This is a genomic window from Mycobacterium sp. (assembly GCF_046091765.1).
Classification (GTDB): domain Bacteria; phylum Actinomycetota; class Actinomycetes; order Mycobacteriales; family Mycobacteriaceae; genus Mycobacterium.
In genome coordinates this window covers 1-2,762 of sequence record NZ_JBJTCF010000088.1, presented here as the reverse complement: position 1 = coordinate 2,762, position 2,762 = coordinate 1, and the positions used below count along the sequence as shown (strand labels likewise).

At 71.6% G+C, this 2,762-nt stretch carries 3 protein-coding genes; 2 read left to right on the top strand and 1 reads right to left on the bottom strand.

Annotated features, from left to right (window positions below):
* On the top strand, positions 1-1,203 hold a 1,203-nt coding region (locus ACKOB8_RS09375), incomplete at its 5' end, for a PecA family PE domain-processing aspartic protease (protein WP_526376942.1).
* A gap of 72 nt (positions 1,204-1,275) precedes the next feature.
* Positions 1,276-1,659, top strand: a complete 384-nt coding sequence (locus ACKOB8_RS09370) for a DUF4267 domain-containing protein (protein ID WP_526376941.1) — start codon at positions 1,276-1,278, stop codon at positions 1,657-1,659.
* Here the strand turns inward: ACKOB8_RS09370 and ACKOB8_RS09365 are convergent.
* On the bottom strand, positions 1,640-2,762 hold a 1,123-nt coding region (locus ACKOB8_RS09365), incomplete at its 5' end, for a hypothetical protein (RefSeq protein ID WP_526376940.1). The two genes, ACKOB8_RS09370 and ACKOB8_RS09365, sit on opposite strands and share 20 nt — an antisense overlap.

Genomic DNA, 2,762 nt, shown 5'->3' with positions numbered 1-2,762 from the left:
GGCGGCTTCGGCGGCTCTGGCGGCCTCGGCGGCCAAGGAGGAACCCGGGCCAACGGCGGCAGCGGCGGCAACGCCGGCACCGGCGGTAAGGGCGGCAACGCCGGCGGCGGCGGCACCGCCCAATACGTCGGTGCGGGTGCGTACGGCGGTGGCGGCGGCTTCGGTGGGGTCGGTGGCAACGCCGGGACAATCGGCTCCGGTGGCAGTGCCGGTCTCGGCGGCAAAGCGGGAACGGCCGGCGCCGGAGCCAATGGTGGGGACGGCGGCTCCGGCGGGACAGGCGGCAGTGGCGGTCCGGTCGGCACGTCCGGTATCAACGGCACCGGCGGTACGGGCGGCACCGGCGCCCCCAACGGCACCAACGGCACTCCGGTTGCCCAGACCGCAATCATCCCGATCACGACCTTCGTGCAATCCGGCCTCTATGCCTATCCGATCGTGAACGTGTCGATCAATGGCGGGCCGCCGCGACCGGTGCTGCTGGACAGCGGAGCAACCGGTCTGGTGATCAACTACACCCCAACGGGTCTGGGCTCCCCGGTCTACTCCGGCGGTCCGTTCAACTATGGCGGCGTGGGCAGCCTGTACTACGACACCTACAGCGCCACGGTGAGTTTCGGGGACGGAATCGTCACTGCACCGACGGCCGTCGATGTTCTCACGCCGAGCTCGGTGCCGGTTTTCAATGCCTACTGGGCGGGTATCCCGATCGACGGCGTGTGGGGTATCGGGCCCAACAACGGGTATCCGGGTACCAGCATCGTGATTACGGCGCTGCCGGGAACCCTCAATCAGGGCGCGCTGATCGACGGCGCCGGCGGCCGGCTGCAGTTCGGCCCCAACTCACGACCCGGTGTCTCGGTCGCCGGAGCACCGTTTGCCACCCTGCTGGTCCAGATCGACGACGGGCCGAAGGTGGAAATCCCCGATGTCAACATCGACTCCGGGTACAACAACGGACTCATCGGTTCCTCGATCTACACCGGGCCGACCACCGCACGCGGAAGCGTTCCCGCGGGAACGAAAATCAGCGTCTACACCGTCGACGGCACGCTGCTGTACTCGTATACGACGACCGCGACGAACGGACCGGCGGTCAGGACCGGATCGCTGTTCAACACCGGCTGGACTCCCTACACGCTGGCGCCGATCTACAACGGGGCCAGCCCCAGCGGATTCGGCACGACGGTCTTCAGCGACTGACGGCCGGCGACTGCGCTCAGCGACGCGGTTGTTTCGGCACGCAGGTGGACCGATCGCTCTAGGCTGCCGCCCATGCCGATTGACCGCGCAGCACTCGCGGTGGGCTGCATCCGGCTGGCCTCGGGCGCGTCGTTCCTGATCGACCCGGTCCGGGTGAACCGGATCTGGGGTGACCCCGAGCAGCCGGCGCCGACCGCGCGTCTGCTGCTGCGCTCGATGGGGTACCGCGACGCGCTGATCGGCGGTCTGCTGGCGGCGGCCGCGCTGCGCGGCCGGGACACCCGCGGGTGGTTTTTGGCCTCCGGCGGCGCGGATGTGGCCGACCTGCTCGGCGGCCTCAGCGTGCACGACGACCTCGGGCCGGCCCAGCGGGTGATCGGACTGGGCGGTGCGGTGGCCGGCATCGCCGTCAGCCTGTGGGGGGCGACCCGCCGGGTCAGGCCGCCAGCGCGCTGACCCGCGCCGGACCCCGCCCGCTCGGTGACCGGCGCTGACCGCCGAGCGGGGCGGGTGCGGACACGGGGGTCGGCCGCGGCGCGGCGGTGGAATCCGCGGCCGGTTCGGGAGCGAGGAAGAGCGAGCCGATCGCGGCGGCCACGTCCAGCAGCTGAGTCACCGCCCCGCCGGTGATCAGACCGACGACGGCGCCGATCGCCCTGCCGACCTCGGTGTCGCCGAACAGCGAGCCGACGCCGCGGCCCACGGCGGTGCCGAGCGCCGCCCGCAGCGGCGGCGAGGTGACGACGGCGCGGATCGCCTCGCCCACCACGTCGCCGCCGGCCGCGACGGTCACCGCCAGGCGACTGGCGAACACCCAGACGGCAGGGTCCTGCAGCAGTGAGCCCGCCGCGGCTTTCGTGACCCGGCCGGCGAGGGCGGCGAGGGCCTCGGGCAACCCGATATCTTTCAGGACGGTCGTGACCACCAGATCACCGGTGGACGAGATCGTTTGGCGCAGAGCAACATACGAGAGCACCGACGTCACCAGCCTGCCGACGGTGGCGGTCAGGAAGGCGGTATCGGACCGCAGGGCCGGCAGGACCTCGCCGACGGCAACGGACACTTCGGTACCCGAGAGCACCGCGGTGCCGATCTGGTCGACGGCGCTGAGAAGCACCGAGCGCAGCGCAGGCTGGCCCAGAAAGTCGGTGATGGTGTTGTCGAGCAGGGAGCCCAACGCGACGCGGACCGAGGCGTCGGCCAGCGCATCGGCCGCGGCGGTTCCCAGCGCGCCGCCCAGGCTGTCGCCGAGGTTCTCGGTGAGCAGCGCCAGCAGTGGGGCGCCGATCACGGCGCGCAGGTTGGGGTCGGCGGTCAGCGAGACGATGACCTCGCGGACGGTGGAGCCGAGCGCTTGCGCAACGCTGGAGTCGGCCAGCAGGGCGGAGTCGAGGACGGGCAGCGTCGCGGTAAGAGTGGCGGCGAGGCCGGTCGGCACGGCGGGGTTGGCCAGCAGGCTGCCCGCCGCGATGCCCAGCGCGGTGGTGAGGTCGCCGCGGTCCAGGAGAGCGAAGCTGAACAGTCTGAGCGCGTTGGTCACCGCGGTGCTCAGTCCGGGC